This window comes from Shewanella zhangzhouensis (assembly GCF_019457615.1).
Classification (GTDB): Bacteria; Pseudomonadota; Gammaproteobacteria; order Enterobacterales; family Shewanellaceae; genus Shewanella; species Shewanella zhangzhouensis.
In genome coordinates, this window is sequence record NZ_CP080414.1 from 3,481,327 (window position 1) to 3,497,417 (window position 16,091).

Sequence of the window (16,091 nt, forward strand, 5' to 3'; positions counted from 1 at the left end):
GCTCGTAACCTAAACTTAACCTATAAATTGCGGCTGCGACAGTCCGTGGAGTGAACGCTCATTCGGGGCACTTCAGTAGATAAAAGCCTCTTCCCCCATCCTCAAAAAAGTCCAGGACCTCCATCCCGGCGCGCTTCACATGGACGTTCAGCGAGTGCTGATTCTCTTCAGCAATAAAGGTAAACAGAGGCGAGTAACGCCCGTTGGATAGTTCCAGCACCTTGTCAAACAGGGCACCGAAGACGCCCTTGCCGCGATAGCGACTGTCCACCCACACAGGGCCATAGCAGCCTGCGGCTGAGTGTTGTCCCGCGCCGCCTCGTTGCCCAGGGTTTGACTGCTGATAACTTCCAAGCCGCTGAAAAAGCTTGCGATAAAAAATCTGCCCCAGATAAAAGCCTTCGTCGGCAACGATGGCATAGGCCATGATTTGCCCCGCATCTTCTGCCACGACGACCAAATGCTCTGCAATCAGAAGGGTAAACTCCCGACGACCATTGAGCTGCGCCTCCAGACGGGCATCATTATCACCCAGTTCATCCCGGCCATAACGCTGTTCAAGCCGAACCAGCTGGTCAATATCACCCGGGGTTGCCTGCCGTATCTGCATCTCTGGTTCTCCTTTGGAAAGCAGTCATTATACAGGGAGTTAGCCCTAAGAAAGCCAACAATCAATATCGACCTTTAATTTGCGGTTCCTGCGGTTCGCGACCACACTGTATGACAGTTCCCTGTGAAAGGTACTGCCTTTATGTTGCCTGAAACCATCAATCCCCATGCCAGCCTGCTGGAGTCCGACAGCCCCCAGGTCAATCTGGTTCGTTGGATGCATCAGTGTGAGCTCATCAAACGCTATTACGAAGCAGACTATGTGTTTGTGGTGCAGAGGGTGTCGCTCGGTTTTGAAGTACTCGTCAGTGCCATCGCCAGCCTGCCCCACTTTACATCAGGGCAGATGTTTGACCGGGACACGCCGCTGTTTCTGGATTTGGTCAATGCCATGCCCGATGGTGTATCACTGGATTTGTCCAAATACCATGCAGGTGACTTACCCACCGATTTTGACAGCTGTCTGGGACTGCTTGCCCGCCCCATTCTCTGGCCCGATGGCTCAATCTTTGGCTGTTTGTGCGTGCTCTCCCACAAGCGGGTCGAAAACCAGACCATTAACAGTCTGATGTTGGAGCCGTTTCAAATCCTGTTACAGCAAGACCTGGCGTTGCTGTGCCAAAGTCACAGGGTGGAATCCCTTTCAATGCGGGACAGGGAAACCGGCATGTTAAACCACTACGGTTTTATCATGATGGCGCCAAGACAATTGAATCTTGGCCGCCGTTTCGGGGCTCATGCAGGCATATTGTTTTTTGAGTTGCAGCAACAAAGCCCCGACGCCGATCTCAACGAAAAACATCACCGCCTGCTCGGCGGCATCATACAGCACACCATCCGCACCGCCGACATTGCAGCCCATTACAGCGATACCCTGTTTGTGGTGCTGGCGTTTTTGGACAATGAACGGGATCTCAACCATATAGTGCAGCGGGTTGAACGCCAACTGGCCCAGCAGGAGCCGACTCTTAAACTGGATTACAGTTTTCGATTTTTCTCGCCGGATTCAGGCAGCAAGCTCGGCCCTATGCTGATGTTGGCCAAAGAAAACCTGCAATCCTGGCAACGAGAGCAAAAGGCAAAGGCCGCAGAAATTCAATTGGCGACCCTCACCCAATAACCAGCTTTGCGGCCAGACTGGCTTTTTAAGCGATTCGCGACTAACGTATTACGGAATAACAACAATTACACATTTGAATACCCTATGTCTGAACCTGTAACCTGGTTATTTGATTCTCCCAACACTGCCATCGATGAATCCCGATGGCAGCACTTGACGCAGCTGTTGTGTCAGCTGTTTAAAGCCAGTGCCTGCGCCATAGTGCAGTACCAAGCTGGCGACGCCAAAATCCTTACTCTGAAACAACATAAAAACCTCGGCCTGACCCTGGGCGCCATTGAACCCATAGACAACCTCAAACAGCGACTGTCCAATACTGAGCTGCCCGATGAAGGCATTTGGCATCACGGACTGATTGAGTTTTCCCTGAGCTGGCCCGGTGGCAGCCCCTTTGGCGCAGTGCTGCTGGTGTGTGACAAATTACCCCCCAACATCGACAGCGGCCGGACGCTGGCAGAGCCCATGCTGTCGCTGCTCGAGAGTGAATTGAATGTGTTGCGCCAGATGAGTCGCCTTGAACATATGTCGCTGCAGGATGAATCCACGCAGATGCTCAATGACAACGGCTTTAATTTGATGGCCCCCAGACAGCTCAATTTGAGCCGGCGTTTGGGCTCCCATGCCGGGCTGGTGGTCATGGAAAATGGCACTCAGTACGAGGCCGAAGAATCACAGGAAAAACTGCGTGCCCTGGCACAGGTGGTATTTGAAAACCTCAGGGAAGCGGACGTTGCGGCCCGAATCGGGGAACAAATCATCCTGCTGGCCTTTGTCGACAGTGAAGCCAACCTGGACTCTCTGGTGACCCGGCTGCACAAACAATTCGGCCGCAAACTGGAAGATCAGCGGGTGATGACGGGGCACAAATTTTTTACCCCGGATTCGCATCTTGAGCTGGCGCCCATGCTCGCAGAAGCCAGGGACGAACTGGAAAAAGTCCGCAGTCGCCTGTATCCCAAACCCCAAAGTAGCGAAGACACCACACCTCCCGACGCTTAGTCTCCTGAGGAAAGCGAAAGAGCTTTCGCACCTCAGCTGCTTGATTGTCCCCTGGCCCACTCGATTACGAGCACAACCGGAAAAGGGGACATCAACACCAACCCCAGCCCCAACAGAACTGACGCCCACAGCATACCAGTGACCTGCGCTGTCAGCTCTGTACCCAGATAGAGCCAAACTCCGCCAAGTACCATGGTCAGACCAAGCCAATGCAGGATTTTCAGAAATTTCATTACACTTTTCATCTGTTCCACCACATAATCGCCCCTGAATGGCGGCATGCCGACGTCGCCCGTCAAAGTACAGTATGGAAACCCGCATGATCAAGAAATTTGCCCTGATGGCCGGCGCACTGGCGCTGGTGGGCTGCCAATCATCCCCTTATTCTGACGCTGTTGAATTCAATTTGCTCGGAAGCTGGCACATAGAACAGGTGAAGGATCGCCCTGTCATCGACTACAGCCCCGCAAAACTGGTATTTGAAGAGGGCAATAAACTCCTTGGCAACAACAGCTGCAATAACTTTTTTGGCAGTTTTGAACTGCAAGGCAATCAGTTGCTGCTGACCCCTTCGGGCACCACCCGCAAGGCCTGTGTCGATGCCCTGATGGATCAGGAAGCCAGAGTCGCCGACGCCCTGCCCAGGGTCAGAAAGCTGGACGAAGCCGAAGGTAAGTTACGCCTGTTCGACAGCGAAGGAAAAGTGCTGCTGATTTTAAGCCGCCTCTGAGCGCCCTGCTGGCCAAACGTCATTGACCAGGCCCAATTAACAAAGTCTGCCAGACGAATGTACGCCTCAGCGCTCACAGCAAAAAGCCCCGCTCAAGCGGGGCTTTTGTTATGCATCAACTCTGCTCAGTCAATCAGGCTTCTTCCCGTGCCTGTGCCATTTCGGCGCTGGTTTCCATGTCGGCATTATAGTGAGCGATATCAATTTCCCCTTCTGAGCGGGCAATCACAGTGGTGGCCACCAGGTCGCCGGACACATTCACCACGGTGCGGGCCATGTCCAGAATCCGGTCGATACCGGCGATAATGGCCACCCCTTCAAGGGGCAAGCCCACCGTGGTCAGCACCAGAGTCAGCATCACAAGCCCGGCTCCCGGTACCCCGGCAGTGCCAATGGATGCCAGGGTGGCAGTCAGCACTATGGTGAGGTAGTCCACCCAGGTTAAGTCCACACCAAAGGCCTGCGCCACAAAGAGCGCTGTCACCCCCTGATACAGGGCCGTGCCGTCCATATTGATGGTGGTGCCAAGGGGCAGCACAAAGCTGGAAATCTTCTTGTTTACGCCAAGATACTCGCTGGCGCACTTCATGCTGGCAGGCAGGGTGCCAGCGCTGCTGGAGGTGGTAAAAGCCACCGCCATGGCGTTACTGATCCCTTTGAAAAACTGGATAGGATTGAGTCCAGCAACCAGCTTCAGCACCAAGGAGTAGAAGCCCAGAATATGCAGGGCACAGCCCAGATACACGGCAACAATCACCTTAATCAGCGGCAGCAACATATCTATGCCGTACTCGCCTGCAACCCAGGCCATCAGACCGAATACACCATAGGGGGCAAGCTTCATCACCATGTCGGTGAGTTTATACATGGCTTCGGCAAGGCTCTCGAACACCTTGATGGCTGGCTTACCATGGTCACCAATCAGCACCAGCGCCACCCCCAAGGCCACGGCGAAAACAATCACCTGTAAAATCTGACCACTGGCAAGGGCCGCCACCGGGTTGGTGGGCACTATGTTGATAAGAGTGTCCATCACTGAGGGGGCCGTTTTCACTTCCGCACTCAGGTCATGACCTTCAAGGCTCAGACCCGCGCCAGGCTCAAGCAGCCAACCCACCATAAGGCCCACCGAGATGGCAATGGCGGTCGTGGCCAGATAAAAGGCAAAGGACTTGAAACCGATGCGCCCCATGCGGGCGGTATCCTGCATCGAGGTAACACCCACAATCAACGAGCAAAATACCAAGGGCACTATCAGCATTTTGATGGTGTTTACAAACAGGGTGCCTATGGGTTTCAGGGCACTGGCGTCGGGTCCAAGGACAAGGCCAACACCAATACCGAGCAACATACCGGTGAGGATTTGCAGCCACAGGGGCACGGCGCACCAGCGGCGCCACAAATTAGCGGGTGGAGTAGCAGACATACAGAACCTTATGTAACTTGCCAAAGGGGCACGCTAAGCATCCTTCCCGGCGCGCTCGGCATCAGATAGCCGAACGCGAATATTAACATTTGCTGTGGCAAGGCGTGAGGATCGGCCTCACAAGTTAGCAGGCCTCAGGCATCAAAAGTCCCGCGCTGCCCGGCATTGAATCTTTGAGGATACAGGGCCGCCGGCGGCTGCTCACGCTCAATCAGATAACTCCAATAATCATCATCGAAGCCCGTGAGTATGTCGCGTTTGCCCTGTTGTTTAAGGATAAGATACCACCACACCAGGCCCCACAATCCGAAGGTCGCCAGCGTCAGGCAAAAATGCAGAGGGTGCTGAACACCCGGCTCTTCTTGGTGGTATAACGAATTATCTATTTGATGTGACTTAGAAAAAAACTTGGGACGCGCAACACGGGTACGCTTGGCCATAGGATCCCCCGAAATTCACACCTGTCTCAGACCTTAGCTAAGTGTAGTCGCATTCGACTTTAGTCGAATGCAGGGCAGCCGACATTTTTACCTTCATGGCCCAGCTCACCGTTTTCGATTACATCAGGCGGAACTCTTGGTTATCAGACATAACTCTCCGTTATCAGGCGGAGCTCTCCGTTATCAAGCCGAAGTGTCCGTTCCTTCTCCCGCAGGCTGCATAAGCGGGTGTCCCTGTGCTAGATTAGCGGCTCTAAAACAATAACAGGAATGACCGATGAACATACGCAAGGCTGTGGCGGCCGACTTAACCGATATCGTCAACTTTAACCAGGCCATGGCCATGGAAACCGAAGGATTGCAGCTCGATACAGCCACCCTCACCAAGGGCGTCTCCACCCTGCTGGAAAACCCGGCCAAGGGCTTTTATCTGGTGGCCGATATCGATGGTGAGATTGCCGGCTCCCTGATGGTGACCTTCGAGTGGAGTGACTGGCGCGCCAAAGATTACTACTGGATCCAAAGCGTCTACATTCGCCCTGAGCACAGACGCAAAGGCATCTACAGCCGTCTTTATCAGGCGGTTAAAGACATGGCCGCAGCCGAAGGCGGCGCCGCCAGTTTCCGTCTCTATGTGGAGCAGGAAAATGCCAATGCCCAGCGCACCTACGAGGCCCTTGGCATGGAAAAGAGCTATTACCTGATGTACGAAGAAAAGCCAAAGAGCTGATAACCGGTTAATTTTATATAAAAAAGGCCATCGTTGATGGCCTTTTCAGTTTAGTCACAAATGCTGGTGACCTTGATGGCAAGGCCGCCCAGGCTGGTTTCACGGTACTTGGCGTGCATATCCTTACCGGTTTCGTACATGGTGGCAATCACCTTATCGAGGCTCACCCGCGGGTCTGATGTGCGCCGCAGCGCCATCCGCGCCGCATTCACGGCTTTCACCGCCGCAATGGCATTGCGCTCGATACAGGGCACCTGTACCTGACCGGCCACCGGGTCGCACGTCAGTCCCAGGTTATGTTCCATGGCGATTTCGGCCGCCATACACACCTGCGCCGGGCTGGCGCCCATGAGTTCAGCCAGGCCCGCCGCCGCCATGGAGCAGGCGACACCCACTTCACCCTGACAGCCCACCTCGGCGCCAGAGATAGAGGCATTGCGCTTATACAGACTGCCGATGGCAGCAGATGCCAGCAAAAAGCGGCTGTATTCCTTTTGCCCAAGGGGCTGAATAAAGCGGTCAAAGTAGGCCATCACCGCCGGAATAATCCCAGCCGCGCCATTGGTGGGCGCCGTCACCACCCGGCCACCGGCGGCGTTTTCTTCACTCACGGCCAGGGCAAACAGATTCACCCAATCCACAATTTCCATGGGATCGGCGCTGATACGGCCGCTGGTTTCCAGCTGCTTAAGCAGCGCCGGGGCCCGGCGAGGTACCCGCAGCGGCCCGGCAAGCACACCTTCGGTATGGCAGCCTCGGTCGATTGCCTGCTTCATGGTCAGCCAGATATCGCGAAATCCGCGGTAAATGTACTCTTCACTGTGGCAGGCCTTTTCGTTGGCCAACATCAGGGTAGAAATGCTTACCCCTTCGGCGCGGCAAAGCTGTACCAGCCGCTCGGCATCCTCGAAAGGATACGGAAACAAGGTCCCACCGACCTGAGCCTTGCCAAAGTCGGCCTCTTCCACCACAAAGCCACCACCGATGGAGTAGTAGGTGTTGGCTGCCAGCAGCTCATCCCCTGCAAAAGCGCTTAAGGTCATGGCGTTTTCATGCAGTGGCAAAGCATGGGGATGGAACACCATGGCATCACGGGCAAAGCGCACTGGTCTGCCACTTTCAAGCCACAGGGTTTCGGTCTCATTCACGGCGGCTATGGTGGCAGCAATCGCATCGATATCCACGCTTTCAGGGCTGTTGCCCATCACCCCCAACAAAATGGCGATGTCGGTGTGGTGGCCCTTGCCGGTGAGCGACAGCGACCCGTACACATCGGCTTTCAGGCTATCGACCCGGCCTGAAAGATTAAGATTCTCAAGCATATCCACAAAGGCTTTTGCAGCCTTCATGGGCCCGACTGTATGGGAACTCGAAGGCCCGATACCAATCTTGTAAATATCAAAGGTACTGAACATGGAAGGCTCCAAACGCAGAGGCGACGCCATGGGCCGCCCTTGAATCAACTCAGGCCGCCAGACCGTAGAGGATGGCAGTCATCGACAGCAAACCGGCAACTATCACGAAGATGTTGCTGATACGGCCACGGTAGGCCTTGAGCGCCGGCACCCGATACACGGCGTACATGGGCATCAGGTACAGGATGGCGGCAATAATGGGGCCACCGAGGGCTTCAATCATGCCGAGGATACTGGGGTTAATCACGGCAACCGCCCAGATGGTCAGGAACATAAAGCCCAGGATAAAGCGGTTCAGTTTGGCTTCGTTGACCGGCTTGCCCTTGCCTTCGAGCTGCTTCTTGATAATGCCACTCATGCCTTCGCTGGCACCCATGTAGTGGCCGAAGAAAGAGGACACTATGGCCACAAAGGCGATGAAGGGGCCAAAGTAGCTGACGAAACCACTGTCGAACACGTTGGCAAGGTACGACAGAATCGGCAGGTTCTGGCTCTTGGCCTCGGCCAGCTGCGCCGGGCTTAAGGACAGCACGCAGGAAAACACAAACAACATCACAAAGCCCACCAGCATCATGGCGGTGTTGCGAAGTATGATATCGGCCTTGCGGGAAGCATTGCTGCCATGGTCTCGCTTAAGCGACACCGCGAACTGACTGATGGCGGGCGAGTGGTTAAAGGCGAAAATCAGCACGGGAATGGTCAGCCAGATGGTACCGAGGAAGTCTCCGGCGGCAGGCACTTCGCTGACGGCGGCCAGGTTCCAGTTGGGCATGAGGTACAGCGACATAAAGGCGAGAATCGCCACCAGCGGGTACACCAAAAACTGGGTCACCTTGAGCATTATTTTTTCACCGGCCACCATCACCGACATCATGCCGAGGATAAGCACGCCTGAGAGCAACCAGCGCGGCAGCGACTCCATGCCCAGCTGGTTCACCATAAAGCTGTCGACCACGTTGGTAATACCCACGCCATAGATAAGCACTATGGGATAAATCGCGAAGAAATACAGCACAGTAATGGCTTTACCGGCGCCCTTGCCAAAATGCTCTTCCACCACCTGGGTGATATCGCTTCCGGCAATGGATGAAGAGCACACAAAACGCGACAGCCCCCGGTGGGCGAGGTACGTCATGGGGCCAATCAGGAGCGCCATCATCACCAGCGGCCAGAAGCCGCCCATACCGGCATTAATGGGCAAAAACAAAATGCCTGCGCCCACGGCGGTGCCAAACAGGCTCAGCATCCAGGTGGTATCCTGCGCCGTCCAGGGCATGGCATTGCCGGGCATGGCTTTGTTGGGCTGTGAAACTGTGGAAGAGATGCTTGCCTGCGTAGCAGGGGCAGTGATGGTTTCGTTGGACATGGGCTCAACCTTGGCACCAGGGGTGCGATAAACGTTGGGGTCTGAGTCGTGATAGACGCTGGTGTATGAGTGCGACTCAAAATTCGCGGCAAGGATAGTCAAAAGGCAAGAGCCCGCCTTTGATCGACGGCCATTTTTCGTAATTAAATTTCACCAAGAGCTGATACTGGGATCGCGATCCCGCATATTGCGTAATTTATTTTCAGTTAAGTTGCCATCTCTTAACCCGCACTTAACCGCTGGCAACCAAGCCGATACAAGGGCGCCTGTGAGCAGGGCCTGGCAAACAAAAACCGGCCCTTGGGGCCGGTTTTTTTCTGTGCAGTTTACTGCAAATGTTAACGAATGCTGTCGCCCGAAAGTTCCAGCGTCTCTTTTACATCCGCCGCAATATCGGCTTCAGCAAACAGGAACGGACGGAAGCGCTTCTGGGTAGAATACAGCAGCGTCTGGTCGGCAAATTCAGGCCTCAGGATATTGCTGGTTTCCGAGTAAGTCAGAATGCCACGGGCATCCACGCCGGTATCGGTAAAGTTCACCGCCATCATCCAACTGGAGCCATAACGAATTTGATACCCCTTGTCGGTGAGCCCTGAGCGCAGTGGCTTGCCGCTGAGCACATCCAGGGATGGCGCATAGCTGTGCTGTGGGATAAGGGTGTCATCACCGCTGGTGCTGGTGGAAAACACGTTAAAACCGCCCTCGGCGTTGTGACTGCCGGGCCATGGCAAACGCTGTCCGCTTGGCAAACCGTTGGGCAGCGAGCGCTCCACAAATTGCACATTGCCCAGAGGGGCATCCACGGCAAAACCGGCGTTCTCCAGGTTCAGTGCCGCCAGCGCCAGCGCCCTGAGGGCACTGCCATCGGTGGCCAGGGTATTAGGCGTAGATGCCGCAGCCGTGAAATCAAAGGGGACGGTCAGCATGGTATCTTCACTGAAGTTATGGGCAAACTCACGCAGGAGCGCCCCACCAATGCTGTCGTTATCCTGTTTGCCGTTCCAGCGCGTCAACGCATCGCAGGCAGCGCTGATGTCTTTGGACACGCCCTCTGCCAGCATCACTGGGGTGGAACCCTGGGCATCACACTGGGCCAGCAATTCCGGCAACACCATCTCGGCCAGGTAGCTGTGGTTACCCAGCACCGCGGCTTCCAGCTCGTCGAGGTTGAACTTGCCATCGCTGCCACCGGCCTCAGCCATCAGCTTAAGCCCCATGCGGGTACGCAGGGTTAAGCGGCCACGCTCCGGACCATACATGGGCGAGAAGAACTCCAGTGGTGACGCAAGGTTGGTTGACCAGAAGGAGTTGTTGGAGTTTTGCACAAAGTCGCTGCGCTCCAGCTTGGGTGCCCTGTTGTATGGCATGGGACCATCGAAGGCAAACAGCGAAGTGTTCCCCGGCAATATGGTAAAACCGGCCTGAGCGCGGGCATCACGAATGGCCTGCTCGGTGCGCAGCAACATCACTGCAGCATCGGACAAGCCGGGCACAGTGGAGTCGTCGATGTAGAAGGCGTTACCCTCTTTATCGGCGTACATGGTGTTGTTGAAGATGACACCATCGTGGTCTTTGAATGCCTGCTGGAACTCATCCTTGTTGGTAGCCAGGTTCATGGCCAGCCAGTGATCCAGCGGATCCATATTGGCCATGTTGGCATCCTTGAGCATAAAGGCCTGGCCATCATCCCAGCCAAAGGGCGCGAGATTGGCAGGGGCCTCTATCATCACGGCATCATCTGTGTAGTACACCTCTTTTTCCGCCACCAGAATGCCCGCAGGTCCGGCATTCACCAGCACCTGCACGGTTTCCTCGTGAACATCTTTGGCTTCACCGTCCACCAGATATTGCATCCGGTCACCTGACTTAAGCTCCAACTGATACACAATAAAATGCTCGGCAGTGGAGAAGGTGTGCGTCCAGGCAAGGTTTTCGTTAAAGCCAATGTTGATGGGACCCGGCATGCCCACCAAAGAGCCGCCCATCACATCCAGATGACCGGGGATGGTGGCATGTGATTGCCAGAATCTCAGGTTACCCGTGTGGGGGAAGTGGGGGTTGCCAAGCACCATGCCACGGCCGTTTTCGGTTTTATCCTTGCCAAGGCCCCAGCCATTGGACCCCAGATCCCTTGGGTTGGTGTCCGGCGTTTGAATGCGCGCGGCGCGGGCAATGAGGCGCTGGTTTACATCATCCGCAAACGCCTTGGTGGCGGCCGAAGCAGGCGCCGACTTGGCAGACGCGGTAACAGCGGCCGGCCCCACGATACGCGGCAGGTATTCGGTGCCATCGCCGGGGTTAGCGTAAAAAATCAGGTCGAGGAAGTTGGCGGCACCGGGCAAGAGGGCAATGGAGAAGAGATAAGTCACCACATCTTCCGGTACTATGGGCTTCACCCAGGGCTGACCTGCACAGAAAGGTTCGGCCTGCTCTTTACCTGCTTCAACGTCACTGAGGTACTGGTTATAACCGGCAACAAAACCCGAGATCAGGGCGCGGGAATTGTCGCTGAAACTGGGCCACTTGGCCTCCGCCAGCGCCCTTATCTTCAATGCCTTATAGGCAAAGTCACTGATAAGATTGCCATTATCTTCAGATTTCGGCATCCCCGTGGTGAAGTCCAGGCTGGCATGTGGGCCAAAATACAGCGAGCGCTCTGAGTTGGCCTTGATAAAGCCATCCGCCAGAATGCAGAGGTTATCCTGTGCCTGCACATAGCCATTACCGAAGCCCAGGCTCTCGAGGTTGTCGGCTTTGATATGGGGAACCCCGTAAGAGGTGCGGCGGATATTAACTGAGAGTTTTCCATCTGGCGCGAAGGCCTGCAGCGACGTGTCGGAAGGAGGTGTCGTCACAGCGTCGTTGTCGCTGTCGTTACAGCCGGTCAGCAAAATCATGCTGCCCAGTCCCATGGCGATAAAGAGTTTGTTGAATGTCATAATTATTAGTCTCGTTAGAATCCCCTTCCCTGCGACAGGAACCCCTGTATCCCTGTAAAAAGGAACGCAAAAAAGAGGAGCATATGTCGTATCCCGAAGGGTGCTTGCCCTGACTCGCCGCTGACGCCAAAATAGCGGTCCGTTTCGAGCAAAAACACCTCGGACCATTTAAACAGTCATTTAAACAAACGTCTACATGTTGGAAATAATTAACACAATGACATTAACAAACATCAAGGTGCTGGTCGGCTCCAAAAACCCCATCAAGGTTGCCGCCGCCAAAGGCGCCATCGAAGCCCTGTACCCACAGGCCGAAGTCGAATGTCACGGTGTATCCGTGCCATCCGGCGTACCGGACCAGCCCATGAATACCGCTGATACCCGCCTTGGCGCCATCAACCGTGCCAAGGCATGTCACGAACTGGGCAACGCCCACTTTTACATAGCCATGGAAGGTGGCGTCGACGAACTGGAAGATGGCCCTGCCACCTTTGCCTACGTGGCCATAGTGACAGACTCGGGTGAGATGTCGGTGGGCAGAAGCAGCCAGTTACCCTTGCCAAGGCAGATTTATGCCGCCCTTCAGGCCGGTGAAGAACTGGGCCATGTGATGGATAGAATGTTCAATACTGTGAACATCAAGCAGGATGTGGGCGCCATCGGCTTACTGACCCACAACGCCGAGAGTCGTGGCAGCAGCTATCGCCAGGCCCTGATCCTCGCCATGGCGCCACTGTTGCACCCTGAGCTGTATCGATAATAACAACCGCACCTCTTGCCTAAGGTTAAAAAACTGTTAGATTGGTTGTAATTCGCAACCAAACAAACCACAACATGGTCAGAAGCACCCAAGTTCAGGAATCCCAGGCCCGTGAAGTCCGCCAGCTTTCACGGCAACTGATACGTCAACTCGGTATGTTGGCGGGCGCCGTTGGCAAACTGCCCCTAAGCCCCGTTCAGGCCCACGCCCTCATTGAACTGGGGCAGCAAAGCCTGTCCATCAAACAGCTCGCCCAACTGCTGAATATCGACAAATCCAACGCCAGCCGTGCCGTGACTCATCTGGTGGAAAAAAAGTTGGTGGAAACCCGGGTACATCAGCGGGACAGCCGCAGCCTGCAAGCCAGTTTGACTGCCAGGGGCCGAACTATGCTCGAGCGTCTCGACGAGCAGCAGGACAACTATTTTCTACAGGTATTGGCCCAGCTGACTGACGAAGAAGCAGGACAAATCGCCCTGGCATTGGGGCGTTTTCAGCGAGCCATAGTGCAGGCCAAGGCCCAGGACGGCATTGAAATCCGCCCACTCACTCCCGAGGACGATGCCGCCATTGCCGCAGTGATCCGCGAAGTATCAGCGGAATACGGACTCACGCCGGACAAGGGTTACGGCGTGGCCGACAAGACCCTGGATTGCCTCAGTGAGGTCTACAGTGTACCCGGCGCCGCCTACTGGGTGATTTGTCAGGATGGCCAGGTGCTGGGGGGCGGCGGCATTGCCCCACTCGCCAGTGAACCCGGGGTGTGCGAGCTGCAAAAAATGTACTTTTTGCCGGTGATCCGTGGCAAGGGCCTTGCCAGGCGCCTTGCCAACCACAGCCTCGCCTTCGCCCGCCAGGAAGGCTACAGGGAGTGCTACCTGGAAACCACGGCCGTGCTTCACGAAGCCGTAAAGCTCTATGAATCATTGGGCTTTGAACACCTTACGGCCCCCATGGGCAACACAGGCCACGATGCCTGCGAAATCCCCATGCTCAAGCGCCTCACCCTCTGACGCAATTTTGTGCAAGCGATAAGACAAGGCCCTGTGCTGCCTTGCTTTATCAGCCAGACTTGATAGCTTCAAACTCATAACGCCTATCATGCTGAGGATGTTTTGATGGAATACCGCCGCCTGCCCCACTCCAATCTGGAGGTCAGCTCTCTGTGCCTTGGCACCATGACTTGGGGCGAACAGAATACCCAGGCCGACGCCTTTGCCCAGCTGGACTGCGCCATTGGCCGGGGCATCAACTTTATCGACGCTGCCGAAATGTATCCTGTGCCGCCCCGCCCCGAGACCCAGGGGGCCACAGAAGAGATCCTCGGCAACTACCTCAAGGCCCGTGGCAATCGCGATGAACTGGTGATCGCCACCAAGATTTGTGCCCACGGTGGCAAGGGCGACTATATCCGCCCCAAGATGGCACTGGACTGGAACAACATCCACGAGGCCGTGGATGCGTCCTTAACCCGCCTGGGCATAGACACCATCGACCTGTATCAGCTGCACTGGCCCGACAGAAACACCAATTTCTTCGGCGAGCTGATGTACAAGCGTGACGATGCCGAGCACCAAACCCCCATTATTGAAACCCTCGAGGCCCTGGCCGAGCTGATTAGGGTAGGAAAAATCCGCTACATCGGAGTTTCCAACGAAACCCCCTGGGGCATCATGAAGTATCTGCATCTGGCCGAAAAACATGGTCTGCCACGCATCGTATCGATTCAAAACCCCTACAACCTGCTTAACCGCAGCTTTGAAGTGGGCATGAGCGAAATCAGCCACAGGGAGGAGTTACCGCTGCTGGCCTACTCGCCACTGGCCTTTGGCACTTTAAGCGGCAAATACCTCAATGGCGAATGGCCGGAGCAGGCACGTCTGACCCTGTTCAAGCGTTTTGCCCGCTACAGCAGCGACCATGCCAAAGCGGCCACCGAGGCCTATGTCAATCTGGCGCGGGAGTTCAGCTTGAGCCCGGCGCAAATGGCACTGGCCTTTGTGAACAGTCGCAGCTTTGTGGGCAGCAACATCATAGGTGCCACTTCGGTGGAGCAGCTGAAAGAGAACATCGACAGCCTGGATGTCAGCATGCCCGACGCGCTTTTTGAGCGCATCAACGCCCTTGGGGAAATCTACCGTTTACCCTGCCCTTAAGTTACGGGCTATAGTTACGGGCTGCAGTGACGGGCTGCCAATCCAGATCAATTATTGCTTCAATTCCTGTTTCAATCCCGGCGCGGCCTTGCAATGGCCGCGCAAATCCTTAAAGATCAACTCAATCCCTTTTCGGCTACTGCTTTGACAGCGTTTTAATGAACATTCCCAGCCTTCGTAACCAGTTCCCTGCACTTGACCAACACATTGGCGATTATCCGCTGGTGTATCTGGACACGGCCGCCACCAGTCAAAAGCCCCGGCAGGTACTGGATGCCATGGCGAACTTTCTGACCACAGACAACGCCAACGTGCACCGTGCAGCCCATACCCTGTCGGGTCGTGCCACCGCAAGCTACGAAGCCGTGCGGGATAAGCTCAAAGCCTTTATCCATGCCGTACGCCGGGAAGAAATTATCTTCACCCACGGCACCACAGAGGCCATCAATCTGGTGGCCAATGGGCTTAAACACCGTCTCAATCCCGGCGATGTCATCCTGGTTGACAGCGCCGCCCACCATGCCAATCTGGTGCCCTGGCAGCAGCTTGCTGCGCAAACCGGTGCCAGGGTGGAAGCCATTCCCCTGACGGCAGAGCTGCGTTTGGATATAGCTGCATTCGAAGCTCTGCTTGAAGCAGGCGCCGCTGTGGTGGCGCTCGGTCATGTATCCAACGTGCTGGGCACTGTGAATGACGTAAAAACCCTCTGCGCCAAAGCCCGCGCCAAGGGTGCCCTCACCCTGGTGGATGGCGCCCAGGCAGTGGCACACCAGGCCGTGGATGTGGCCGATATCGGCTGCGACTTTTACGTGTTTTCCGGCCACAAGATGTATGCACCCGATGGCGTGGGCGTGCTCTACGGTCGCTTCGAGGCGCTCGATAGCCTCACGCCGCTGCTCACCGGCGGCGAGATGATAAAAACGGTAAGCTTTGCCGACACCCAATTTGGCGAGCTGCCAAACCGGCTCGAGGCCGGTACGCCGCCCATCGTCTCTGTTATCGGACTTGGAGCCGCAATCGACTTTATCAATAGCCTCGACAGGCTTGCGCTGCAGGCCCACGAGAGGGAACTCATGGCCAGGCTTCGCGCCGGGCTTGAGACGGTGCCGCAAATCCGCATTCACAGCCCCCACGATGACACGGCTTATGCCCCCAACAGCGGCGCCATTGCCTTCAACCTGGGGGATCAACATCATCAGGATGTGGGTATCTTATTGGATCAGCAGGGAATTGCAGTTCGCTGCGGCCATCATTGCGCCATGCCGCTGATGAGCCTGATGGGCGTAAAAGGCTGCTGCCGTGCCTCCATAGGCCTTTACACCACCCCGAATGACATTGACCGTTTTCTCGCTGCCATCAAAGAAGCGGCCGAACTCTTATGCCCATGATCTGCTGCGAGGA

The 16,091-nt window shown here is 55.7% G+C and carries 15 protein-coding genes; 8 read left to right on the forward strand and 7 right to left on the reverse strand.

Annotation, left to right across the window (positions count from 1 at the left end):
* Positions 1-58: 58 nt before the first annotated feature.
* On the reverse strand, positions 59-610 hold the full coding sequence (locus tag K0H63_RS15260; protein ID WP_220065415.1) for a GNAT family N-acetyltransferase: 552 nt from the start codon (positions 608-610) through the stop codon (positions 59-61).
* A gap of 141 nt (positions 611-751) precedes the next feature.
* On the opposite strand from K0H63_RS15260, the gene K0H63_RS15265 reads away from it, so the two are divergent.
* Both K0H63_RS15265 and K0H63_RS15270 read left to right on the forward strand, forming a co-directional pair.
* Complete coding sequence (locus K0H63_RS15265) at positions 752-1,729, forward strand: nucleotidyl cyclase domain-containing protein (RefSeq protein WP_220067920.1); 978 nt, start codon at positions 752-754, stop codon at positions 1,727-1,729.
* Positions 1,730-1,813: 84 nt separating this feature from the next.
* Positions 1,814-2,728, forward strand: coding sequence for a GGDEF domain-containing protein (locus K0H63_RS15270; protein WP_220065416.1), 915 nt, complete (start codon positions 1,814-1,816; stop codon positions 2,726-2,728).
* Positions 2,729-2,760: 32 nt separating this feature from the next.
* On the opposite strand, the gene K0H63_RS15275 is transcribed toward K0H63_RS15270, so the two are convergent.
* Positions 2,761-2,961, reverse strand: a complete 201-nt coding sequence (locus K0H63_RS15275) for a hypothetical protein (protein WP_258405401.1) — start codon at positions 2,959-2,961, stop codon at positions 2,761-2,763.
* Positions 2,962-3,047: 86 nt separating this feature from the next.
* Between K0H63_RS15275 and K0H63_RS15280 the strand changes: the two genes are divergently transcribed.
* Positions 3,048-3,458, forward strand: coding sequence for an META domain-containing protein (locus K0H63_RS15280; RefSeq protein ID WP_220065418.1), 411 nt, complete (start codon positions 3,048-3,050; stop codon positions 3,456-3,458).
* A gap of 133 nt (positions 3,459-3,591) precedes the next feature.
* On the opposite strand, the gene K0H63_RS15285 is transcribed toward K0H63_RS15280, so the two are convergent.
* Together K0H63_RS15285 and K0H63_RS15290 are read right to left on the reverse strand one after the other, a co-directional pair.
* Positions 3,592-4,884 carry a dicarboxylate/amino acid:cation symporter gene (locus K0H63_RS15285; RefSeq protein WP_220065419.1) on the reverse strand — a complete coding sequence of 431 codons (1,293 nt, stop codon included), beginning with the start codon at positions 4,882-4,884 and terminating at the stop codon, positions 3,592-3,594.
* A gap of 134 nt (positions 4,885-5,018) precedes the next feature.
* Positions 5,019-5,324, reverse strand: coding sequence for a hypothetical protein (locus K0H63_RS15290; RefSeq protein WP_220065420.1), 306 nt, complete (start codon positions 5,322-5,324; stop codon positions 5,019-5,021).
* A 277-nt stretch (positions 5,325-5,601) separates the two neighbouring features.
* Here K0H63_RS15290 and K0H63_RS15295 point away from each other — a divergent pair, with 277 nt between their 5' ends.
* A complete protein-coding gene (locus tag K0H63_RS15295) occupies positions 5,602-6,054 on the forward strand; it encodes a GNAT family N-acetyltransferase (protein WP_220065421.1) in 453 nt (150 codons plus the stop codon).
* 50 nt (positions 6,055-6,104) lie between these two features.
* Here K0H63_RS15295 and K0H63_RS15300 read toward each other — a convergent pair whose 3' ends face one another.
* From K0H63_RS15300 to K0H63_RS15310, 3 genes are all read right to left on the reverse strand, one after another.
* Entirely contained in the window at positions 6,105-7,469 is a 1,365-nt protein-coding gene (locus K0H63_RS15300; protein ID WP_220067921.1) for an L-serine ammonia-lyase, read from the reverse strand.
* Positions 7,470-7,518: 49 nt separating this feature from the next.
* The gene (locus tag K0H63_RS15305; protein ID WP_220067922.1) at positions 7,519-8,760 is read right to left on the reverse strand and encodes a serine/threonine transporter; all 1,242 of its coding nucleotides are present in this window, start codon (positions 8,758-8,760) and stop codon (positions 7,519-7,521) included.
* 413 nt (positions 8,761-9,173) lie between these two features.
* Positions 9,174-11,774: an acylase gene (locus K0H63_RS15310; protein ID WP_220065422.1), complete on the reverse strand. Its 2,601-nt coding sequence runs from the start codon at positions 11,772-11,774 to the stop codon at positions 9,174-9,176.
* A 217-nt stretch (positions 11,775-11,991) separates the two neighbouring features.
* Between K0H63_RS15310 and yjjX the strand changes: the two genes are divergently transcribed.
* The 4 genes from yjjX (at position 11,992) to K0H63_RS15330 (ending at position 16,078) form a co-directional block, all read left to right on the forward strand.
* Positions 11,992-12,534 carry an inosine/xanthosine triphosphatase gene (gene yjjX, locus K0H63_RS15315; RefSeq protein WP_258405593.1) on the forward strand — a complete coding sequence of 181 codons (543 nt, stop codon included), beginning with the start codon at positions 11,992-11,994 and terminating at the stop codon, positions 12,532-12,534.
* Between the two features lie 74 nt (positions 12,535-12,608).
* Positions 12,609-13,547 (forward strand): bifunctional helix-turn-helix transcriptional regulator/GNAT family N-acetyltransferase, encoded by a 939-nt coding sequence (locus K0H63_RS15320; RefSeq protein ID WP_220065424.1) that lies wholly within the window; start codon positions 12,609-12,611, stop codon positions 13,545-13,547.
* A 105-nt stretch (positions 13,548-13,652) separates the two neighbouring features.
* Positions 13,653-14,690, forward strand: a complete 1,038-nt coding sequence (locus K0H63_RS15325) for an NADP(H)-dependent aldo-keto reductase (protein WP_220065425.1) — start codon at positions 13,653-13,655, stop codon at positions 14,688-14,690.
* Positions 14,691-14,848: 158 nt separating this feature from the next.
* Positions 14,849-16,078 carry an aminotransferase class V-fold PLP-dependent enzyme gene (locus K0H63_RS15330; protein ID WP_220065426.1) on the forward strand — a complete coding sequence of 410 codons (1,230 nt, stop codon included), beginning with the start codon at positions 14,849-14,851 and terminating at the stop codon, positions 16,076-16,078.
* Positions 16,079-16,091: the final 13 nt, after the last annotated feature.